Below are 19488 nucleotides of genomic sequence, written 5' to 3'. Positions count from 1 at the left end.
CTGGCGTCCGGCGACCGCACATCGACCGAATCCGACTCGACGTGTCGGACACCACTGCCACACCGTGATCCCGCTGCTCGAAGTCAGCGAGAGGTGAGGCACTAGCTTCGACCTGATCGGTGACCGAAGGAGGTGGCGGCAGTGAAGCGGATGACCTACATGAGCGCCTTCGCCCGACCGCTCGACCGCAGCGAGATCGATCAGATCGGCATCGATTCGTCGCGACGGAATGCCGCCGACGGAATCAGCGGTGTGCTGTTGACCCTGGGCGATGTCTTCTTCCAGATCATCGAGGGCGACGAGTGGGCGATCGACGATCTCTACCGTCGCGTCCTGGGCGACGATCGCCACACCGACATCATCTGTCTCCGAACCGAGCACGGCATCGCCGAGCGGCTGTTCCCGGACTGGTCGATGAACGTGCTCGATCTCGACCATCTCGACGGTGATGTCGTCGGCCCGATGAAGCTCCTGCTCGGGCGAATGGGTGAGGCGCAGCACATCATCGAGCGCTACACCCAGCCTGCCGTGTCACGGATTCTGCGTCAGGGCCTCAACCCGCTCGACGTGCCGCTCCACAAGGCTGATCGCCTGGTGATGTTCACCGACATGGTCGCGTTCTCGGCGATCAGCGATCGGCTGCCGATCGACGACGTGTCACAACTCGTCTCGGCCTATTTCGAGATCTGCTGCACCGGTATCGCCCGGCGCGGCGGCGAGGTGACGAAGCTCCTCGGCGACGGCGTCATGGCCTACTTCGACCCCGACCTCACCGACAGCGCCATCCAGAGTTGTGCCGACATCCTCCTCGGGCTGAAGAAGGCGCGCGACGACGTTCCGCCGCACAGTCCACTTCGGTTGTTGTACAGCGGCTTCGGACTCGCGCTCGGCCCGGTGCTCGAAGGGTCGATGGGGTCGTCGGTGAAGATGGACTACACGATCATCGGCGAGCCGGTGAACACCGCGGCGCGCCTCGAGGCGTTGACCCGCACGCTCGACACGCCGGTGCTGATGACCGAGGCGGTGAAGCGGGCGGCGAAGCAGCAGTGGAGCATCACCGACGTCGGCGCGTTCGACATCGGACTCGGCAGCACGACGCAGGTGTACTCCCTCGACACCGGCGACGACACGACGGCGTTGCGAGCGACGGCAGAGCGGGCGCTCGACGTGGTGGCCACCGGCGGGCCAGGGTGAGAAGGGCGCTTCCCGAGGCGTCCGACGAACGATGTGTCGCGCATCGGCACCATCCTCTTCGACGGCGGCCTGCACGAGGAAGCGCTGCAAGCACAGCGAGACGGCCACGCCGTCCGCGCACTCCTCCCCGACATCGAGCGCGCCAGCCGCGAGTGGCGAGACCAGTACTTCTGACCACGCCGAGACCCTCGACTTCGCCCCCTCAACTCTGTGACACCCTTGCGTCATACTGGGATCATGAAGCTGCGAGCAGCGGTCGAGCGTCTGGAACGGGTGGTCGCCACCACCGGCTCGCCCGATGCCGCACCGGCCGAACTCGAAGCAGCGCTCAAGGCCACGGTCGAAGTGCAGTCGTTCATCGCCGCGCAGCGAGCCGAACTCGTCCGGGCGCTCGCCCAGCACCCGACGTCGTTCCCGGAGGCAGCGATCGCCGACACGTCGGGCTGCACCCTCGGCGCGGCGAGCAGAGAACGTGAACGTGCCGACACCCTCGACTCGGCCGCAGCGATGGCCGACGCGCTGTCCGATGGCGTCATCACCGCCGGCCACGTCGATGCGTTGACCCGAGCCACCCGTGACCTCGACGAGGCGGCCACCGCGAGCCTGCTCGGTGACGACGAGGCACTCGCCACCGCCGCCTCGCAGCGATCGATCGCCGAGTTCGACGCGTTCCTCAAGCGCGCCGCCAAGGCACTCGCCGCAGCCGACGGTGAGGCACGCCTCGAGCGGCAACGACGAGCGACTCGCCTGCGCACATGGACCGACGACGACGGCATGTTCAATCTCAAGGGTCGCTTCGATCCCGACCTCGGGAGAGAGCTCGCTCGTCGAATCAGAACAGCCACGCGTTCGATGTTCGCGCACGACGTTCCCGCCACCGCGCCGGTCGATGCACTCGAACGCACGCAGCATCTCGAAGCGCTCGCACTCGCCGAGCTCGTCATCGGCGACGGCGCCAGCGGCTCGGCTTCGGGCCCACCGGTGGTGGTGATCGACGCGACGCAGACCAACGGCGCTGGTGGCCCGGTGCTCGATTGGGGCATTCCCGTCGAGTTGCCGCTGTCGGTGCTCGACGGTGTGCTCGGCCGGTCGGATCCCGACGCCGTGATCGTGGCCAACGGCGTCGTGCTGCACGCACCGGGTCGGCTCGATCTCGGCCGCACCTCCCGCCTCGCCAACCGTGCACAACGCCGGGCGTTGCAGGGTCTGTACGCCACGTGCGCGGTGCCGGGCTGCGCCGTGCACTACGACCGCTGCCGGTTGCATCACGTCGTCTGGTGGAGCAACGGTGGCCGAACCGATCTCGACAATCTGCTGCCGATCTGCCAGCACCATCACACGCTGTTGCACGACAACGTGTGGGACGTGTCGCTCGGCCCGAACCGCGAGCTGTCGATCCGCATCCCCGACGGCACCGTCCTACGGGCGGGCCCGCCGAGACGCAGCGCCGCGTAGCGCGGGCGCGAACCGAGGAGTCACATCATCGACCGTCAGCGGTGCGGCAGCCCGCCGTTGCCGAGTGGCGCCCGCACCCGCCCAAGCGCTCCGCCGCGTGTTGCCGCGCTCGCGGCTGCCCCACGCCAGCCACATAGTGTCTGCCGGAACGTACATCGACGGCAGCAACATCGACCGAAGCTCGGAGGACATGACGATGAACGACTACCCAGATGTCGACGCCTACCTCGCCGACAGCGAGCGGTGGCCCGACGAGATCGCCGCCATCCGCCCGATCCTGCTGGGGTGCGGTCTCGACGAGACGATCAAGTGGGGCAAGCCGTGCTACCGCATCGACGACGACGTCAACGTCGCGCTGCTCCAAGAGTTCTCCGACCACCTGGCCCTGATGTTCTTCCAAGGAGTCCTGCTCGACGACCCTGCGAACCTGCTCCACGCGCAGGGTCCGAACACGCACGGCCCGAAGCGGATGAAGTTCACGTCGGTCGCCGAGGTCGAGGCGGTCGGCGACACGATTCCGTCGTACGTCGCCGACGCGATCCATCACGCGCGAGCCGGCACCGAACTCCCACCGCGACCCGCCGAAGAACTCGCACCCGAACTCCAGGAGCGGTTGGCTGCTGATGTCGACCTCGCCGAGGCGTTCGATGGCCTCACCCCCGGCCGCCAGCGCGAGTACAACCTTCACATCTCGAGCGCCAAGCAGTCGACGACACGCCACAGCCGGATCGACAAGGTCGTCGACCGCATCCTCGCCGGCAAAGGACTGCGCGACCGATAGCCGCGTCCCGACTCAGTTCGCGAGAGTGGGCAACAGTGCGGCGGCGACCTCGGCCGGGCGCTCCTCGTGGGAGAACAGTCCGGCACCCTCGATGATCTCGATGGTTGCGTCGGGGAACGTCTCGACCATCGCCTCCGCTCGCTCGACGGGGAAGAAGGGGTCCTGATCACCCCACACGAGCCGGACCGGCACGTCGATGCGCCGGTGCACATCGGGGAGGCCGGTGATCATCTCCATGTCGAGGCTGCGGAGCAGTCTGGTGGCGGCGTCTCGGTGCTTCGCACTGTTGTGCAGCGGTTGGAAGTAGAACTCGTCGGCTTCACCGTCGAGCAGGCTCCGGTCGACGAACGCGTCGCCGAGCACCATCTTGAGCCGCCGCACGCGGGGCGTGCCGGCAACCCAACCGAGACCTGCGCTGAAGCCAGGGAGACGGCGAGCGGCGATGAACGAGCGGAAGCGCCAACTCGGGTCGGGCGGCTCGGTGTTGATCAGACCCATCGCCCGCAGACGAGGGTCACCCGCCATGGCGTGGCGAGCGATCAGACCCCCGCTGTCGTGCCCGACCACGGCGACGTCGTCGAGCCCGAGAAGGTCGACGACTCGCCGAACGGTCTCGACGTGTTGGTCGATCGACATGGGTGTGTTCGCGTCGAACCGGCTCGAGCCGGCGGACGGGAAGTCGATGACATGACAGGTCACGTGGTCGACCAGGTGCGGGAGCAGCAAGCGGAACGTGGCGCCGCTGACGGGCCAACCGTGGACGAACAACACGTCGGGGCCGGTGCCGACGCATCGATGGGCGACCTCGCCGGCGCCGACGTCGAGGAACCGGTCGGGTTCGCGTCGGAACAGATCGGATGCTGCTGCTTGCGTCAAGGTCGCCATCGGGCACACTCCATCATCGAGTTGTAGTGATCACTACGAAACGGTAATTGAAGTCATCACTACAATCAACCCCTGTGGGTCACAAGCACACCAGATCCGAGATCCTCGATGGCGCGCTCGCAGCGGCACACGACGACGGGTTGAGCCAACTCACGTTCGGCCGACTCGCCAAACGACTCGGCATCAGCGATCGGGTGATCGTCTACTACTTCCCGTCGAAGATCGACCTGATCAACGAGGTGATCATCGCGATGGGGTCGGAGCTCCAGGAGACGCTGGCCCAGGCCTTCACGGAGCCCGCCGCCGATCATCTCGAGTTGGTGCGCTCAGCGTGGCCGCTCGTCACCACACCGGAGGCCGATTCCGTCTTCGCCCTGTTCTTCGAAGCGAATGGCCTCGCCGTGAGCGGGCGCGAGCCGTATCGCACGGTCGTGCCGACTCTTGTCGAACTGTGGATCGTCTGGGCCGCTGAGTTCATCCGGGGAGACCCGGACGAACAACGCATCGAAGCCGAGGCGGCGATCGCGCTGATCGACGGCCTCCTCCTGCTGCGGCAGATCGCCGGCCCCGAGTCCGCCGACCGCGCCGCTCGCCGCATCGGCATTGCCTGACCGGCCCATCGCCCGTCAGTTGTGGCGACGTGTCGCTCGGCCAGTCGGCCGATGTCAGCGGCCCTGCTGGACGGCGGCGATCTCACTCGCGATGCGCGGGAGCAGGCGGAACGGCCGCGCCGGTTCGGCGAACTGGTTGAAGGTGCCGGCGACGTGGCATCGCAGTGCTGGGATGTGGAACAGGAACGAGCCGGTCGTGCCGGAATGGCCGACCATCTCGGGAACCGGACGACGCGACATCCAGCGCGGCAGCTTGTAGCGCATCACCCCGTGGCCGTACGCGAGTGCGAAGAACACGACCCGATTCCAGTGCGGCGTCGCGCGACGTGTTCCACCCTCGAACAACTCGCCGCGGTGCCAGGCCCGACTGAAGCGCAACTGGTCGTCGAGCGTCGACACGACGGCACCGGCGCCGCGTTCGGACGCGAGCGCCAGTGGGATCGACAACGACTGCTTCCCCTGTCGCAGCACCACCGGCGCCGGGCGATGACCTCCGACCCCGAACAGGTACGTCTCGGTCAGGCCGAGCGGTTCGGTGATCCGAGCGCTCACGGCATCGGCGTACGACCCTCCGGTCGCCTCCTCGACGATCGCAGCGAGCAGCTGATAGTTGGTGTCGGAATACGACGAACGTCGCCCGCCACGATCACCGGGTGCGAACTCGGCGCCGTTGTCGCGTGCGATGTCGATCGTGTCCTGGACCGAGTACGCACGATCGTCGCCGCGGGTGAGCTGCTTCTCGATGCCACCGTTCCAGTAATCGGCGAGACCCGACGTCTGGTGGAGCAGGTGATGGACCGCGAGTTCGGCGGTGTGATCGACGCCATCGTGCCGGTGGAGACCGGCCAGGTCGAGTTCGGGAAGCAGGTCGATGACTCGGTCGTCGAGTCGCAGGCGGCCGTCGTCGACCAGCCCCAACACGAGTGCGGCGGTGAACATCTTGGTGATGCTCGCGATCGCATAGTTGTCGTCGGTCGCGGCGTCTCCGGCGGCGACCTGAACGTTGGTCGCGCCATCGTCCGACTGCACCCCGAGCGACAGACCGTGAGTCCGACGACCGCGGACCGCCCCATCGGCGAGCCGCTGCATCTCAGCACGCAGCTGCGCGACGCTCGCGCCGTCGGCGTCGTCGAAACATCCAGTGCTCGGGTCTCCGGCGTCGTCGTTGTCGGCGGCGGTGTTCGGGTCGCTGATGTTCGGGTCGGTGTTCGGGTCGGTGGTGTTCGGGTTGGTGGTGTTCGGCATCGGGCGTCCTTTCGTCGGGTGGATGCCGCCATCCTCCCTCCGGCGTAGGTGGCGGCGCCTCACCCGCTCCGGGCCATCACCCGGGTGAACCCGGGTCGAATCGCAACTCGCGCCGGGGGCACCCCGATCCCGGCGACTGGCTGAGCCGGCCGGCTCAGTCGCGCTGCGGCAACCGAATCGTGAACGTGGCCCCCTCGCCGGGCGCCGATGTCACGTCGATCTCGCCACCGTGAGCGTGGACGATCGCCTGTGCGATCGAGAGACCGAGGCCTGAACCGCCCGTGCGACGAGCGCGCGAGCGGTCGCCACGGCTGAAGCGATCGAACACGACCGCCGCCTCCTCGGGGGTGAGCCCAGGCCCTGCGTCGCTCACCGCCAACTCGACGTGGCTCGGCGTGCGGGCCGCGGTGACTCGAATGGTGGCGTCGTCGGGTGTGTGACGGGTCGCGTTGTCGACGAGCACGGCGAGCGCCTGATGCAGTCGCAACCGGTCGGCGGCGACCTCGATCTCGTCGGTTGCGTCGACGAGGATTTCACGATCGGGGTGTCCGGCGAGGGCCAGGGCGACGACGTCACGGGCCATGTCGTCGACGCGCACCGACGCGATGTCGAGTGGTTGCTCCTCGTCGAACTTCGCCAAGACGAGCAAGTCCTCGACCAACAGGTTCATCCGCTCTGCCTCGACGTGAAGGCGCCGCATCGCGTCGTCGAGTTCTCCGGGCTGGCGGAAGCCGCCGGCCGCGTACAGGTCGAGGTACCCGCGGATGGAGGTCAGCGGTGTGCGGAGTTCGTGCGACGCGTTGGAGACGAATTGACGGAGCCGTTCCTCGCCGGCGTCGCGGTCGTCGAGCATCACGTTGAAGGCGTGGCCGAGTCGCCCGGCCTCGGTCGAGAGGTCGGTCACCTCGGCGCGACGGTCACGCTCGCCCGACGAGATCGCCTCTGCGACATCGGTCATCGCGCTGATCGGGCGCAGTCCGAAGCGACTGATCCACGATGCGATGAGGATCAGCGCCAGCAGGATGAGTCCGGCGACGCCGAGGTAGGTGAGCGCCAGTTGCCGGATGGTGTCGTCGACATCGTCGACGGGAACGGCGATGATCGCGGCGAGCGAGGTGTCGGTGCTCGGCATGAAGAGCACGCGGAATTTCGACGTGCCCGCGACGCCGTCGGTCGTGACGAACGTGGTGTCGGTCGGGCGGTCGTCGACGAGCGATTGCACGTCGGGAAGATCGCTGAGCAGCTGTCCTTCGATGGCCGGGTGAACGGTGTCGTCGGGCGTGATGACGGCGACGTACACGTCGGAGACGTTCGCGTCGTCGAGCGGTTGTGCCCCGCCTCGGCCAGGGGCTCCTCCGACGGGCCGGTCACGGGTGTCGGGAGGCAGCGGCGTGCTGGTCAACCGCTCGTCGATCTGTTCGTACAGCTGGTTGCGTTGCGCGTTGACGGTGAAGACGCCGGCGGCGATCACCACGGCGAAGATCATCGCGAACCCGAACAGGACGCGTGTGCGCAGCTTCACTCGTCGGCTCGCAGGCAGAACCCGACGCCGCGAATCGTGTGGATCAGCTTGGGTTCGACGTGGTCGAGTTTGCGTCGCAGATAGCTGATGTAGGTGTCGACCACCGACGAGTCGCCGCCGAAGTCGTAATCCCACACGTGGTCGAGCAGTTGCGCGCGGGTGAGCACGCGACCGCTGTTGGCGAGGAGGTGGTGCAGCAACTTGTACTCGGTCGGCGACAGCTCGACGACGGTGCCGCCGCGGCTGACTCGGTGCGCCTCGACGTCGAGTTCGAGGTCGGCACAGCGCAGCACCGTCTGGCTCGAGGCGCGCCCGGTTTGCTGGAGGCGGAGCTGCACACGCGCCACGAGTTCGGCCACTGCGAACGGCTTGACCATGTAGTCGTCGCCCCCGGTGGTGAGGCCGCGCACCCGGTCGTCGGTCGAGTCGCGTGCGGTCAAGAAGATCACCGGTGTTCGCACGCCACTGTCGCGGAGACGTTGCAGCACCTCGAAACCGTCGAGTTCGGGCATCATCACGTCGAGCACGATGAGGTCGGGGCGAGCGTCGGCGGCCGCCTTCAGTGCCGCTCGGCCGTCGTCGGCCCCCTCGGTTTCCATGCCCGCGAGTTGGAGCGCCGACTCGACGAGGAACCGGATGTTCTCTTCGTCGTCGACGACGAGGATCTTCGGGGGCCGATCGCTCATCGGACCCTGTCGGCGTAGGCGATGAGCGCTGCGGCTTCGGTGGTGACGGTGGCCTCCGACACCAGGTCGGAGGCGTCGATGATCAGGAGGTCGGCCCAGTTCGCGATCACCTCGTCGACAGTACCGCTCGCGAAGAGGTCCTCCCTGAGTTCGTCGGTCGCTGCGGTGTAGAGCGCGGCGAAGTCGTCGACGGCCATGAACCGATCGACCAACACGTTGGCCTGGCCGCCGGGACCACCGACACCGCCCACGTCACCAGGCCGGCCGCCACCGGCGACGTCGACGTCGACGACGGTTCCGTCGAGGCCAGATTCGTCGAGGCCAGGTCGGTCGACGCTGGCATCGGCCGGCGCTCCCGGTGGCGGGCCGGTCGGACGGCCGTCCGCACCGAGGTCGGGCACGTCCTCACCGAAGTCGGGCACGTCCGTACCGTCGGGGACGCCGGGGAAGCCGCCGCGGCCGCCGACGCCACCCGCACCGAAGTCTCCGCCGCCTCCGCCGACGTTGGCGGTGGCGAAGGCGAGGTTGAGGTCCCACGACACGACGGTGAACCGGTCGGCGGTCGTGTCGTACTGCAGGTAGGAGTTGTTGCCGCGACCGTCGATGTCGTCGGAGTTGCCGATGAGATCCTGGAACGCCAGGTAGGTGGCGAAGGACTCGACGTCGAGATGGTCGTTCAACTCGGCCTCGAACGTGGCGTCGTCGACGTTGTTGATGAAGTCGAGGAAGTCGATCAACGGTTCGAGGTCGTCGTCGCCGGCCTTCTGGTCGAACACGTCCTCGTACGCCTCGGGATCGTCGCCGCGATAGCTGTAGTCACCCTCGCTGTCGGCCTTGTACAGCAACCCGTCCTCGTCGGCGAAGTTGTCTTCGTACCACTCTTCGTCCGGGTGCTCGACGGCGAGACGGAGTTCGGTCTCGCCGCCGTTGACGGTGAACGCCGTGGCGATCGGCTGCTGCGCGGCGAGCCCGGTGAGCGCGAGGAGTTGCTGCGCGACGGCCTCGTTCATCGCGGTCTCGGTCGAGTTCGACCGGATCACGATCTCCTCGTAGTCCTGGTGGTCGGCGCCATCGACGAACTCGTTGAGCCGGATCAGCCACGGCAGGTCTTCCGGGTTGCCGGACGTCGCCGAGGTGAGTCCGAAGAGCGACGAGTTGCCCTTCAGGCGGAGCCCGACGTTCTCGTAGACCTCGCCGTCGAGGGTGACGGTGGCCGAGATCCATTCCTTGTCACCCGTCGACGTGAACGTGTCGATCATCGCGTCGTAGTCGGCTTGATCGAAGTCGACGCTGATGGTGTGCACGACGGTGCTGTCGAAGAGGTCGAGCTCGCCGGCCGCCACGTCGCTGCTCGACTGGGCGTCGTCGGTCGCCGAGGTCACCGCCGACGAGGAGTCGGTGTCGGCGGCCGTCGAGTCCGGTGACGCCGCTTGCGATCCTGTGGCGCAGCCGGTGAACACGAGCAGACCGGCGGTCGTGATCGCGAGCCCGGAGCCGAACCGGCGTGGTCGGACGGGTTCGTGGTGCCGACCGGATGATGTGCCGGAGGTGTTGGAGATGTAGGAGGTGTTGGAGGTGCTGGTCATGGGGTGCTCCTGTCGGGGCGGGTCGTTCTGGTGATGTCACCACCCAAGCAACGCATCTTGCGGACGTCGTGGGAACCACTTGTGAGTCCTCTGTGAATCGCGGTCACGGAAGATCCGAAGACCATTCACACGAAGCTCACAAACTCGTTCGCTTCGATGGCGTCATGTCATCAGCAGCACTCGTCACCGCCGACCTCGTCGCCATCACCCTCTTGGTGTTCGGCCTCTACTTCCCCCGCTATCGCCGACGCGACATGGTCGTGGCGATCCTCGGGTTGAACGTCGGGGTGATGGCCGTCGCCACTGCGCTCGCAACGGCAGAGGTGAGCGCCGGGCTCGGGCTCGGACTGTTCGGCGTGTTGTCGATCATTCGGCTGCGGTCGTCGGAGCTCTCCCAGGACGAGATCGCCTACTACTTCACCGCATTGGCGATCGGGCTGCTCGGCGGCGTGAAGGTGTCGCCGGCGTGGGTGACGCCCGTGCTCATGGGTGCGATCCTGGTCATCCTGTTCGTGGCCGATCATCCTCGGCTGTTCACGAACCATCGCCACCAGACGATCACGCTCGACACGGCGTATCCCGACGAATCGGTCGCCGTCGCCCATCTCGAGTCGCTGCTCGGTGCCGAGGTCACTCGCCTCCGAGTCAAGAAGCTCGACCTGGTCCACGACACCACCGTGGTCGACGTGTGTTTCAAGCTGCGAAGAGATCAGGGGTCGGGCGACATCCCGTCCGGGCATCCCGAGTTCGCCGACACGTCGCTGGGGCTGTGATGGACTCGATCGACCAGGCGCTCGCCACGTTCGAGCCGATCTCGCTGCGCGACGCGAACGACGTCGCCGAACTCCAGACCCGAGTCGACCGGAAGTACCTCGTCGACGAGGCCACCCTCGTGGCGCTGCTCGATGCGTCGGCGCCGACCGCTCGCGTGCTCGAGATCGACGGCGAGCGCTCGTGCCGGTACCGCTCGACCTATTTCGACACCGAGGACTTCGCGCTCTACCGGGCAGCCGTGCAGGGTCGGCGGCGGCGACACAAGGTTCGGAGCCGCCGTTACGGCGCCGCCGGGCCGTGCTTTCTGGAGGTCAAGTCGAAGGGCCAGCGCGGCGCCAACGTCAAGTCACGAATCGACTACGCCCGCGGCGATCACGACACGATCACGGCGGACGGATGCGGGTTCGTCGCCGACGCCACCGGCGGCCCCGAGCTCGCCGCGGCGCTGCGACCGGTGCTCGGCACCGCGTACGACCGCAGCACCATCGTCGACACCGCCAGCCGGAGTCGCCTCACGTTCGATCGGCATCTGCGTTGCACCGACGAGATGGGTGACACCGCTGGCGAGCACGGTGACGGCGTCGTCCTCGGTGCCATCGTCGTCGAGACGAAGTCGGTTGGCACACCCAGCGCCGCCGACCGGTGGCTGTGGCACCACCACGTTCGGCCGACCAAGATCAGCAAGTACTGCACCGGCCTCGCCGCGATCCATCCCGAACTCCCCGCCAACAAGTGGCACCGCGTCCTCGCCCGCCACTGGCACACCGACGCCGGAACCGATTGCCGCCAGCCGGCACGCTGACGCCCTCTGCGGCACGTCGTCGGGCGTACTCGAGTCCGGCCGACGTCACGGCGTGGCTGCGGCTGGCATCGCACCGTGGAGGTACGACGCCTCGATCTCGTCGAGGCGGTCGCTCAGTTCGTCGGCAGGGCCGCTCAGGACGATTTGGCCCCGGTGCAACACGTACGCCCGATCGGCGTGTTTGAGGGCGAGGTGCGCGTGCTGTTCGACCAGGAGCACGCCGACCCCGCGCTGAGCAGCGGCATCTCGCGCTGCGCCGAGGAGACGTTGCACGATCAACGGGGCCAGCCCGAGTGAGAGTTCATCGGCCAGCAGAACACGCACGTCACCGGCGAGCGCACGCGCCAGCGTCACGATCTGTTGCTCGCCTCCCGAGAGCAGTCCGGCGGGGCGGTCGAGCAGCGCCTCGAGTTCGGGAAACAGCGAGAGGGCGTCGTCGACCGGACCGGGTCCGAGGCGCAGGTTGTCGAGCGTGCTCAACGAGCGGATGACCGACCGCTCCTCGGATACGTACCTCACGCCGCGTCGAGCGCGTCGGTGGAGCGGCTCGGTTGTCGGCTCGCCCATGAGTTCGACGTGCCCCTCGGCAGGCCCGAGCAACCCCGCGAGGCCCATCAGGGTGGTCGACTTCCCCGCTCCGTTGGCTCCCATCAACGCAACCACCTCGCCAGCGCGCACCTCGAGATCGAGTTGGGAAACGGCCGGGACAGTGCCGTAGCTGAGAGACAGGCCGCGTGCAGCGAGCAGAACATCGGTCTGATCGTTCATGCGATCACCTCCGCGTGTTGGGCGTCGACGACAGTGTCGTCGGACCGCTCGTCAGCGCCGGACCGTTCCTCGTCGCGCCGGTTGCCGACGTCGGGCTCGCCATCGTCCGGCTCACCGAGGTAGGACGCGATGACCGTTTCCGACCGGGCGATCTCGTCCGGGGTGCCCTCAGCGATGACGGCACCGAAGTTGAGGGCGGTGATCCGGTCACACGTACGCATCACCAAGCCGACGTCGTGCTCGATGAGCAGCACGGCCATGCCCCAGTCGTCGGCGAGCCGACGAATCAGGTGTTCGAGTTCGGTGGTGCTGGCTGCATCGAGTCCGGCCGCCGGCTCGTCGAGCAGGATGACCGAGGGTCCGGCGGCGAGCGCTCGTGCAATCGCGACCATCCGACGCTTCGCATACGGCAGTTCGCTCGGCTTCTCGTGCAGCACGTCGGCCAGGTCGAACTCGTCGATCGCGGCGATCGCCGATTCGGTGAGCTCGGGTGAGCGGGGCCAGATGAGATCGGTGATGTACGGCGTGCTGCTGCCTGCGTCGGCTGCCGTGCGGAGATTGTCGAGCACCGTCATGTCCTCGAAGAGTTCGAGCGATTGGAACGATCGAGCGATTCCGACGCGCGAACGCTTCGTCGGCGAGAACCGCGTGATGTCCTCACCATCGAGCGCGATCCGTCCCCTGGCGTCGACGAATCCGGTCACCGCTTCGATCAATGTCGTCTTGCCGGCGCCGTTCGGGCCGATGAGGCCGGTCACTTCTCCCGGCCGCACGGTGAGGCGAGCGTCGGACAGCGCCACGACGCTTCCGAAGGCGACGGTCACACCGTCGAGCGTGAGGGTTCTCGGCTCCACCCGTGTCACCGACGCCGATCGATCGAGTCGGATCACGTCCGGACGATCGCGCTCGGCGATGGTCTTCGCAACCACCATGGCGCCGCCGAACGCCGCCACCACACAGCCGGTGACGGTCCATCGCCAGGTGCCGCCCAATTCCACGTCGTCGCCGAGGCTCGCGGTCGCAGCGACACCGGCGAGGCCGACCACCGCGGTCACGACCGCCGGAACGATCTGTTTCTCACGCCGCGCTCCGATGACGGCGACCAACACGCCGAAGGCGAGCACGAACCGCACGGTGCTGACCCTCGAGAAGTCCGGTCCGCTCAGCCCCTCGGGCGTCCACGTCGTGTGGATCGCGACGAGCGAGATGACCAAGCCGAGTGCCGCAACGTTCAGGAGCTTCGACATCGTCGAACGGGTCATGGCAGCGAAATCCTTCACGACGTACGCCGCTCCGCCGTTCGGACGGAAGATCACGAATGCGACCACGAGCACCGCTGCGATCAACCTCCACCAGTCCTTCGTGTCGATGACGAGACCGACGAGATGTTCCGCAATGCCTCCGACCGCACCGGCACCAGCGGCGATCGCTCCTCCGAGATAGCCGACACCGCCGAGCACGGAGAAGAGCACGATCTCGATGTTGCGCATTCTGGGGAAGCTCGACTCGAACACCAGATTCGAGTTGGAGAACGCGATGAGTGCGCCGCCGAGCGCGGCCAGACCGGAGGCGACGGCGAAGGCGTAGGCCTTGACGTGCAGCACGCTGATGCCAAGACTCGCCGCGGCGTTCTCGTTGCCACGCACCGCGATCATCCGACGCCCGATCTGCCCGCGACGAAGATTCGCCATCATCAGGCCGGCGATGACGAACAGCACCACACCGAAGGTGGCGAAGCGCTCCGGGTGCTCCCTCGCCGTGAGGTCGATCCCGAAGATCGACGGGTCGGGAATCTTCGCGGGCACGAATCCGTCGGTCGTGTACTGATTGTTGGTGAGGATCATCGAGTCGATCACGACAGCGAGTGCCAGCGTGATGATCGCCAGGTTCACCCCACGTATTCGCAGCGCAGGTAGCGAGATCACCAAGCCGACCGGGATCGTGAGCGCCACTCCGACGATGATGGAGAGCCACGTCGGCAGCCCCCAGATGTCGGCGGCCAGGCGGCCGGCGAACAACGCCCCCATTCCTGCGACCGCCCACTGGGCGAGGCTGAGTTGGCCGGCGAATCCGACGAGCACCACCAGCGACAACGCGACGATGCCGAAGTAGGTACCGACGATGACGGAACGCGACCACGACACATCGAACGCGTGCAGACTCGCGATGGTCGCCGCACCGGCAGCAGCGACCATCCACGGCCGCACCCGCCCGGTGCCGAGTGTCGGCAGTCGATCGGCGGCGAAACTTCGCAGCGGCAGCGAACGACCGCGCACCACCAGGACGAGCACGATGGCCAGGAACGGGATCGCCGATCGCGCCCCCTTCGTGACCCCGGTCTCGTCGATGTAGAGCAGTGCGAGACTCTGCGCAGCGCCGAGCGCCAACGCACCTGCGACGACGCCGAGGTAGGAACGGAACCCGCCGAGCAGAGCAGCCGCGAGCGCCGGGATGACGATCAGGGTGTGCCCGACCGGTTCGATGCCGAGGAGTCCGAACAGGAGGGCGCCGCCAAGACCCGCAAGAGCTCCGCCGAGCGCCCAGTTCGACATCGCGATGAGGTTGGGCGACCACCCTTGCGCGGCGGCGACCTGTTCGTTCTCGGCAACGGCTGTGGTGGCCAGACCGAAGCGTGTCGATCGGAAGAAGAACCAGAGACCGACGCTGAGCGCGACAACGATCAGCAGCAACAGCAGACGGCTCTGCGGTATCAGAATGCCGCCACCGAGGTCGACCGACGCATCGGGCAGGAACTGGACGGGGGCGACCGGGTTCGGATAGACGCGGTCCCACGTCTCGAGCCCGACGGTCAGCAACGCGAGCGTGGCGATCAGCCGAGCCAGCGGCGATGACCCGCGCATCGGGCCCATCACCAGGAGCTGGATCAGGGCACCGATGACCGCACAGCCCATCGTGGCGATCACGATGGCAACCACGACAGGCGTGTGCTTGTGCGCCTCGTAGAAGAAGGCCGCCCCCGAGAGAGCGAGCGCTCCCTGCGAGAAGTTGACGACTCCCGAACCTCGGTACACGAGCACGAGACCGAGCGCGACGAGCGCATAGATCGATCCGGTGCCCATACCGAGCAACAGGAACTGGATGAAGTCGTTCATGTCTTCCCTTTCGACGGCAGTTCGCCTCGAGTCGGTGCGTTGATGCGGAGGCGCTCAGCCGCCGAACAGGCTGACGAATCCGGCGTCACTGATGACCTCTTCGCCGTCGATGATCTCGCTCGGGACCGAGCTCACGTTGCGGAGGTTGACGAGGCCGAGAGGGTTGTCGCCATCGACCGACCAGTCGAGCGGCGCCTCGGTGAGTCCGTCGGTGTCGTAGTCGACCACGACCTCGGTGACACCGGCGGTGATCGCTGCAGGGTCGTCACCCGTCTCGGCGATCACGTCGGCAGCGATCAGGACCGACAGCCATGCGCCTGCTCCGATGTCGTCGGGAACCTGCTCGGGCGCAACTGCTGCCAGGGCTGCGACGTATGCGTCCCAGCCGGTGGAGCGATGGTCGTACAGATGCGGGATCACCATCTTGTCGGCGTCGGCACCGAGGTCGGCGATGGCTTGCGCCGTGGTGGTCACGGCGCCCGACGCGGTGATCCGTCCGTCGAAACCTTGTGCCCGGAGCGCTTGGACCAGCTGGTTGTTCTGAGCAGTCGTCGACAGCGCCATGACGCAATCCGCTCCGTCGGAGATGATCTTCGCGGCGACCGGGGCGAAGTCGGCCAGGTCGACGGCCAACGGCTCTGCCGACACGAACTCGACGTCGGGGAATGCCGGCTTGACAACGCCTTCGATCAGTCCCGGGACCTGCTGGCCTGCGGGGACGTCGAGGTATGCCGCGGTGATGCCGGTGGCTCCAACCGCTGCACAGGCCGAGAACTGTCCGGCCCCACCGACGAAGGCCCCGCCGTTGGTGGCGTACACCTCCGGCACGCCGAAGTCACCACCTGTGAACAAGAAGCCGCCGATGACGACGTGTCCGGCAGCGATGATCTCAGGGTTCACGGCGTCACCGAACTGGGTGTAGTTGGCGACGAACGCGACCGCCCCGTCGTCGATGAGGGTCTGCATGCACTCGACCGCCACGTTCGGGTCGCCGCCGTCGTCGCAGCGCTGCACCTCGATGGGCCGGCCGTCGATGCCGCCGGCGTCGTTGACTGCAGCCGTCGCAGCGTCGAAGGCCAGGCCCGACGAGTCCCACGAGGAGCTTCCGCCCACCGTTGTGCCGATGAACCCGACGATCACCGGGTCACCGGCGAGGTCGGCGGTGTCCCCATCGCCGGTGTCGGTCGATTCGCTTGCTTCGGTCGACGCGGCTTCGTCGCCTGATTGCGCTTCGTCATCGGACGTGGTGTCGCCATCGGTTGTCGCTGTTGCTTCCGGTTCGGCGTCGGTCTCGGCGGGATCGGTCGCCACCGCTGTGTCGTCGCTCGTCGACGCGTCGTCATCGCTGCCGCATGCGGCGGCTGCGATGACGAGCGTGCACACGACGCCGAGGTGCTTCAGGGTTCGTTTCATGAGTCGGTCTCCGTTGTGTTCGGGCGGTGCCCGTGATTGATGTGGGTACGTGTCGATGCAGACCCTCAACGAGGGCGTGCAGCATCCAAGAGGTGCCTCCCGGCCAGCGCGAGGCGGCTGGGGGACGAGATCTGAGATCTCTACGGCTTGAGTACGGCTGCGACGAGGAGGTCGCGGAAGAGGGCTCGACGGCCCGTCTGGCCCAGGTCGTCACGCAGCAACGCGACGGCATGCACCGTGATGATGAGTTCGACGGCTCGCTCGTTCGAGAGTCCGTCGCGCACTCGCCCGGCGTCGCGAGCCCGCTCGATGAGCGGACCCCAACTCTCGACCATGCGCGCCGTGGTGGCCTCGTTGGTTCGGAGCAGGAATCGTCCGGGTGTGCCGGCGTGCTCGTGGGCGACGATCTCCGACATCAACTCGTCGGCTTCCGCTGCCTCGACGGAGAACAGCGAGCCTTCGACGAGCGCCTCTTCCAGGTCATCGAAGCGTTCGAGCCGCTTGACGACCGCCTTTCGCAATTCGAAGATCCGTTGATCGAGGATCTCTGCGATGAGCGCGGGACGTTCGTTGAACTGTCGGTACAGCGTGCGCCGGGAGATGCCCGCCTCGTCGGCGATGTCGGTCATCGACGTGCGCTGCGGCCCGTACCGCTCGAAGCAACGGACGGCTGCGTCGAGGATCTTCGCGCGCTCGTCCGAGTTGGAGTCGCCGGGCGAGGTCATGCGGCGACTCCGGTGGTGACGTGCACGACCTGACCCGGTGTCTGCCCGTTGCTGACGCCGTTCTCGTGCGTGACCTCACCGTTGACGATGATGTATCGATAGCCCCCAGCCTTGCCTCGGCGTCGCCAGTCGCCGTTGGGCATGTCGTGGACGATGTCGTAGCGGCTCATGTCGAAGAACAGGTCGTCGAGGTCGTACACCAACACATCGGCCCAGTATCCCGGAATCAGTGCCCCACGATCGGGGATGAGTACCGAACGTGCGGTCTTCAGGCTGAGCTGGAAGTGCATGTCTTCGATGGTCCGGAGGCCCTGCTCGCGAACCATCCAGATGAGGAGATCGGTCGGGTAGTGGCCCATGCCGAACGCCTTGGTGTGAGCGCCGCCGTCGGAGCCACCGCAGATGACGGCACAGTGGTCCATGTACGACATCGCCTGCTCGGGCCCGGTTGCGCCGATCGGACCTGATTTCAGCTGGAGATCGAGATCGGTGCGCAGGGCGAGATCAGCCAGAACTGCCACGACCGAGACCTCGCGCTCGCCGGCGACATCCGCGAGCGTGCGGCCGAGGAGCGGCTCGAGTTCGGCGACGCCGCCGACGTCGATGATCGTCTGGCCGTGAAGGCCCGACGCACCCGTGGCGGCCGTCGCCTCGTCGAGTTCGGCGGCGAACTCGTCGATGAACTGCTGGTCGCCGAGCAGGGAGCGGATCTCGTCGTCGTCGGCGCACGCCATGATCCGACGCACGCCTTTGAACTGCCCGCCGGCTGTGTCGAGTTCGCGAACACCGACCTCGACCCAACCTCGATTCACGAGGGCTCCGGCGGTGAGGTCTCGCCCGAGCGCTCGTTGCTCGTTCAGCCAGGCCAGGTCTTGCGGGACCATGAACTCGAGTTGATCGGACGTGAGGAACGCGTTGTGGATCACTCGGACGCCCGACCCCTGTGCCAGCTCGGCGAGGCGCTCGGTGATCGTGCGGTCGCCATAGATCGCGATCTGCGACAGCACTTGGATCACGCCTTCGCCTCGCTCGACCACGGCGCGACAGATCTCGACGATGGCGTCGTGGTCCATCGAGTCGGTCGGCATGCTCGTTCCGTCGTAGTCGACGTGCGAGTTGCCTTCGGCGCCCATCGCCGACATCGAGATGCCGATCGCACCGGCGTCCATCGCCTCGTTGATCAGCCGATGAATCTCGGCCATCTCCTGCTCGTCGGGCGTTCGGGTCTTCGCCGCGTCGACGCCCATCACGTAGATCAGCAGCGGGTTGAGCGGCAGGTACGTCAGCACGTTCAGACCCTTCGGCAGACTCTGCACACGATCCATCCAGTCAGGGAACGACTCCCAGTCCCACGGCATCGCAGACTTCTGATGAGAAACGGGAATCTGTTCGGTCGTCGACATCATCAGCATCGTTCGTTCGGCGTCTTGCGGCTTGACCGGTGCGAAGCCGAAGCCGCAGTTGGCATTGACGACCGTGGTGATGCCGTTGCCGCCCGAGTCGAGGCAGTACGGATCCCAGAACAGCGCCGCGTCGTAGTGCGTGTGCTGGGTGACGTGGCCCGGTGCCACGATCTTTCCAGTTGCGTCGATCGTGCGTGCGGCGCTCCGGCCGGCCAATCGCCCGGTCTCGGCAATCTTGCCGCCGCGGATGCCGACGTCGCCGTAGTAGCCGGGCGCACCGGTGCCGTCGACGATGAAGCCGTTGCTGATCAAGACATCAAACGAGTCATTCGACATGCTCGTCCCCCATTCCCCTTGTTGTTCCCCTGAACGCCGTTGTTCGGCGCCCGACGAGAACGTAGCAAAACGTGGCACTTGGCACAAGTGTTGTTTTCTGTGTCACGTGCCGCGTCGCAGTACAGGAGGGCCCAGCTGGGGGCACGGCGACTTGCTCGTCCGACACGCTGAGCTGCGGCGACGCGGGCA

17 protein-coding genes are annotated in these 19488 nt (G+C 66.9%); 7 read left to right on the top strand and 10 right to left on the bottom strand.

The window, feature by feature from the left end; translation table 11 throughout:
- Positions 1-150: 150 nt before the first annotated feature.
- From YM304_RS02865 to YM304_RS02855, 4 genes are all read left to right on the top strand, one after another.
- Positions 151-1194, top strand: coding sequence for an adenylate/guanylate cyclase domain-containing protein (locus YM304_RS02865; RefSeq protein ID WP_231897648.1), 1044 nt, complete (start codon positions 151-153; stop codon positions 1192-1194).
- 33 nt (positions 1195-1227) lie between these two features.
- Positions 1228-1368 (top strand): hypothetical protein, encoded by a 141-nt coding sequence (locus YM304_RS24510; protein ID WP_154723282.1) that lies wholly within the window; start codon positions 1228-1230, stop codon positions 1366-1368.
- Between the two features lie 63 nt (positions 1369-1431).
- On the top strand, positions 1432-2649 hold the full coding sequence (locus YM304_RS02860; RefSeq protein WP_015440125.1) for an HNH endonuclease signature motif containing protein: 1218 nt from the start codon (positions 1432-1434) through the stop codon (positions 2647-2649).
- A 196-nt stretch (positions 2650-2845) separates the two neighbouring features.
- Positions 2846-3430, top strand: a complete 585-nt coding sequence (locus YM304_RS02855) for a YdeI/OmpD-associated family protein (protein ID WP_015440124.1) — start codon at positions 2846-2848, stop codon at positions 3428-3430.
- A 12-nt stretch (positions 3431-3442) separates the two neighbouring features.
- On the opposite strand, the gene YM304_RS02850 is transcribed toward YM304_RS02855, so the two are convergent.
- Positions 3443-4315 carry an alpha/beta fold hydrolase gene (locus tag YM304_RS02850; RefSeq protein ID WP_015440123.1) on the bottom strand — a complete coding sequence of 291 codons (873 nt, stop codon included), beginning with the start codon at positions 4313-4315 and terminating at the stop codon, positions 3443-3445.
- Between the two features lie 74 nt (positions 4316-4389).
- Here YM304_RS02850 and YM304_RS02845 point away from each other — a divergent pair, with 74 nt between their 5' ends.
- Positions 4390-4926 carry a TetR/AcrR family transcriptional regulator gene (locus YM304_RS02845; protein ID WP_015440122.1) on the top strand — a complete coding sequence of 179 codons (537 nt, stop codon included), beginning with the start codon at positions 4390-4392 and terminating at the stop codon, positions 4924-4926.
- Between the two features lie 54 nt (positions 4927-4980).
- Here YM304_RS02845 and YM304_RS02840 read toward each other — a convergent pair whose 3' ends face one another.
- The 4 genes from YM304_RS02840 to YM304_RS02825 all read right to left on the bottom strand — a co-directional run bounded on the left by YM304_RS02840 (position 4981) and on the right by YM304_RS02825 (position 9965).
- Positions 4981-6171: a serine hydrolase domain-containing protein gene (locus YM304_RS02840; protein WP_015440121.1), complete on the bottom strand. Its 1191-nt coding sequence runs from the start codon at positions 6169-6171 to the stop codon at positions 4981-4983.
- A 154-nt stretch (positions 6172-6325) separates the two neighbouring features.
- Complete coding sequence (locus YM304_RS02835; RefSeq protein WP_015440120.1) at positions 6326-7693, bottom strand: sensor histidine kinase; 1368 nt, start codon at positions 7691-7693, stop codon at positions 6326-6328.
- Positions 7690-8379 carry a response regulator transcription factor gene (locus YM304_RS02830; protein WP_015440119.1) on the bottom strand — a complete coding sequence of 230 codons (690 nt, stop codon included), beginning with the start codon at positions 8377-8379 and terminating at the stop codon, positions 7690-7692. Before YM304_RS02830 ends, YM304_RS02835 begins: the two co-directional genes overlap by 4 nt.
- On the bottom strand, positions 8376-9965 hold the full coding sequence (locus tag YM304_RS02825) for a CotH kinase family protein (RefSeq protein WP_015440118.1): 1590 nt from the start codon (positions 9963-9965) through the stop codon (positions 8376-8378). Before YM304_RS02825 ends, YM304_RS02830 begins: the two co-directional genes overlap by 4 nt.
- 164 nt (positions 9966-10129) lie before the next feature.
- Between YM304_RS02825 and YM304_RS02820 the strand changes: the two genes are divergently transcribed.
- Positions 10130-10738, top strand: a complete 609-nt coding sequence (locus tag YM304_RS02820) for a DUF4956 domain-containing protein (protein WP_015440117.1) — start codon at positions 10130-10132, stop codon at positions 10736-10738.
- A complete protein-coding gene (locus YM304_RS02815) occupies positions 10738-11541 on the top strand; it encodes a polyphosphate polymerase domain-containing protein (RefSeq protein WP_015440116.1) in 804 nt (267 codons plus the stop codon). Before YM304_RS02820 ends, YM304_RS02815 begins: the two co-directional genes overlap by 1 nt.
- 45 nt (positions 11542-11586) lie before the next feature.
- Here the strand turns inward: YM304_RS02815 and YM304_RS02810 are convergent, their stop codons facing one another.
- From YM304_RS02810 to YM304_RS02790, 5 genes are all read right to left on the bottom strand, one after another.
- Complete coding sequence (locus YM304_RS02810; protein ID WP_015440115.1) at positions 11587-12309, bottom strand: ABC transporter ATP-binding protein; 723 nt, start codon at positions 12307-12309, stop codon at positions 11587-11589.
- The gene (locus tag YM304_RS21835; protein ID WP_015440114.1) at positions 12306-15422 is read right to left on the bottom strand and encodes a branched-chain amino acid ABC transporter permease/ATP-binding protein; all 3117 of its coding nucleotides are present in this window, start codon (positions 15420-15422) and stop codon (positions 12306-12308) included. The genes YM304_RS02810 and YM304_RS21835 overlap by 4 nt, the downstream gene beginning before the upstream one ends.
- Positions 15423-15476: 54 nt before the next feature.
- Complete coding sequence (locus YM304_RS02800) at positions 15477-16835, bottom strand: ABC transporter substrate-binding protein (protein ID WP_015440113.1); 1359 nt, start codon at positions 16833-16835, stop codon at positions 15477-15479.
- 140 nt (positions 16836-16975) lie between these two features.
- Positions 16976-17560, bottom strand: coding sequence for a TetR/AcrR family transcriptional regulator (locus YM304_RS02795; protein WP_015440112.1), 585 nt, complete (start codon positions 17558-17560; stop codon positions 16976-16978).
- Positions 17557-19299, bottom strand: a complete 1743-nt coding sequence (locus YM304_RS02790; protein WP_015440111.1) for an N-acyl-D-amino-acid deacylase family protein — start codon at positions 19297-19299, stop codon at positions 17557-17559. The genes YM304_RS02795 and YM304_RS02790 overlap by 4 nt, the downstream gene beginning before the upstream one ends.
- Positions 19300-19488: the final 189 nt, after the last annotated feature.

Source organism: Ilumatobacter coccineus YM16-304, from assembly GCF_000348785.1.
GTDB lineage: Bacteria > Actinomycetota > Acidimicrobiia > Acidimicrobiales > Ilumatobacteraceae > Ilumatobacter_A > Ilumatobacter_A coccineus.
The sequence above is the reverse complement of the archived record's forward strand: the minus strand, read 5'-3'. Positions and strand labels throughout refer to the sequence as shown.

Bases quoted from the DNA above. Each gene is read 5' to 3' on its own strand.
- YM304_RS21835 (WP_015440114.1), bottom strand. From the start codon at position 15,422: ATGAACGACTTCATCCAGTTCCTGTTGCTCGGTATGGGCACCGGATCG.
- YM304_RS02815 (WP_015440116.1), top strand. From the start codon at position 10,738: ATGGACTCGATCGACCAGGCGCTCGCCACGTTCGAGCCGATCTCGCTG.
- YM304_RS02830 (WP_015440119.1), bottom strand. From the start codon at position 8,379: ATGAGCGATCGGCCCCCGAAGATCCTCGTCGTCGACGACGAAGAGAAC.
- YM304_RS02820 (WP_015440117.1), top strand. From the start codon at position 10,130: ATGTCATCAGCAGCACTCGTCACCGCCGACCTCGTCGCCATCACCCTC.
- YM304_RS02810 (WP_015440115.1), bottom strand. From the start codon at position 12,309: ATGAACGATCAGACCGATGTTCTGCTCGCTGCACGCGGCCTGTCTCTC.
- YM304_RS02850 (WP_015440123.1), bottom strand. From the start codon at position 4,315: ATGGCGACCTTGACGCAAGCAGCAGCATCCGATCTGTTCCGACGCGAA.
- YM304_RS02790 (WP_015440111.1), bottom strand. From the start codon at position 19,299: ATGTCGAATGACTCGTTTGATGTCTTGATCAGCAACGGCTTCATCGTC.
- YM304_RS02795 (WP_015440112.1), bottom strand. From the start codon at position 17,560: ATGACCTCGCCCGGCGACTCCAACTCGGACGAGCGCGCGAAGATCCTC.
- YM304_RS02840 (WP_015440121.1), bottom strand. From the start codon at position 6,171: ATGCCGAACACCACCAACCCGAACACCACCGACCCGAACACCGACCCG.
- YM304_RS02860 (WP_015440125.1), top strand. From the start codon at position 1,432: ATGAAGCTGCGAGCAGCGGTCGAGCGTCTGGAACGGGTGGTCGCCACC.
- YM304_RS02865 (WP_231897648.1), top strand. From the start codon at position 151: ATGACCTACATGAGCGCCTTCGCCCGACCGCTCGACCGCAGCGAGATC.
- YM304_RS02855 (WP_015440124.1), top strand. From the start codon at position 2,846: ATGAACGACTACCCAGATGTCGACGCCTACCTCGCCGACAGCGAGCGG.
- YM304_RS02825 (WP_015440118.1), bottom strand. From the start codon at position 9,965: ATGACCAGCACCTCCAACACCTCCTACATCTCCAACACCTCCGGCACA.
- YM304_RS02800 (WP_015440113.1), bottom strand. From the start codon at position 16,835: ATGAAACGAACCCTGAAGCACCTCGGCGTCGTGTGCACGCTCGTCATC.